This window comes from Bradyrhizobium sp. P2_E8 (assembly GCF_056403875.1).
Map to the genome: position 1 here is coordinate 1 of NZ_JBFUES010001496.1, position 1,239 is coordinate 1,239.

General features: G+C 63.8%; 1 protein-coding gene and 2 pseudogenes. 1 reads left to right on the forward strand and 2 read right to left on the reverse strand.

Annotation, left to right across the window (positions count from 1 at the left end; genetic code table 11):
• Positions 1-91, forward strand: a pseudogene (locus tag AC1D00_RS41735) (tetratricopeptide repeat protein); the annotation flags it as partial.
• A gap of 61 nt (positions 92-152) precedes the next feature.
• Here the strand turns inward: AC1D00_RS41735 and AC1D00_RS41740 are convergent.
• Both AC1D00_RS41740 and AC1D00_RS41745 read right to left on the reverse strand, forming a co-directional pair.
• Positions 153-1,127: a type II secretion system F family protein gene (locus AC1D00_RS41740; RefSeq protein WP_135176348.1), complete on the reverse strand. Its 975-nt coding sequence runs from the start codon at positions 1,125-1,127 to the stop codon at positions 153-155.
• A 9-nt stretch (positions 1,128-1,136) separates the two neighbouring features.
• Positions 1,137-1,239, reverse strand: a pseudogene (locus tag AC1D00_RS41745) (type II secretion system F family protein); the annotation flags it as partial.

Below are 1,239 nucleotides of genomic sequence, written 5' to 3' on the forward strand. Positions count from 1 at the left end.
CGCCTATCTGAAGGAAATGCTGAGCCGCAACGACGCCCCGCGCGGTACGCCGAAGCGGACTCCGGTCGCCGCGCTCACCCGGCCCGACTGATCCGACCTGATCGTCTCGCCCTGAAGCCGCTCGCGCGAACCGCGCGCGGCCACGTCTTGCGTCATTGCATCTCGGAGATCTTGATGCCGGTCGGCCCGAGAATGACGACGAACAGCACCGGCAGGAAGAACAGGATCATCGGCACCGTCAGCTTCGGCGGCAGCGCGGCGGCCTTCTTCTCGGCCTCGTTCATGCGCATGTCGCGGTTTTCCTGCGCCATGACGCGCAGGGAATGTCCGAGCGGAGTGCCGTAACGTTCCGCCTGCTGAAGCGCCAGACACACCGACTTGACGCCCTCGAGCCCGGTGCGCCGCGCCAGGTTCTCATAGGCGACCTTGCGGTCCTGCAAATAGGACAGCTCGGCGGTGGTCAGCGTGAACTCTTCCGACAGTGCGATCGACTGGCCGACGATCTCGGTGGCGACTTTCCGGAACGCCATTTCGACCGACATGCCGGATTCGATGCAGATCAGCAGCAGGTCGAGCGCGTCGGGAAAGGCGCGCTTGATCGAGAGCTGGCGCTTGGAGATCGCGTTCTTGAGGAACAGCATCGGGGCCTGAAGCCCGAGATAGGCGGCGCCGACGCAGATCCCGATCTTGACCGGCATCGGCTTGTCCATATGCGCGATCAGGAACACGTACAGGACCGAGCCCACGAACAGGGCGAGCGGGGCGACCATGCGCGCAAACAGAAAGGTGACGTACGGCGCCTGACCGCGGTAGCCGGCCATGATGAGCTTGTCGCGGGCAGCCTCCTGCGCGAGCCATTTGGTGAGGTTGAAATCCTCGACGACCTTGGAGACGAGCTGCTTCGGCGTCTGGCGCAGCGAGACCTTCTCGCTCTTGTTGAGGCGCTCGCGCTCGCGCTGCCGGATCCGCTCGCGCTCGCTCGCCACCGCCTTCATGCGCTTGGAGAGGCCCTCGCCTGCGAACAGGGGCATCACCAGCGTATAGACGGTGGCGCTGGCGGCGATGGCCGCCAGCAGCATGGTCATGAAGCGGACGTCATGCAGTTTCGAAACGAGAAATTCGACCATACGCCACCGTCAGAAATCGAAGTTGATCATCTTCTTCATCACCATGATGCCGATCGACATCCAGACGACGCAGGCGACCAGCATGAGCTGGCCGGTAGGATGGGTCCACAGC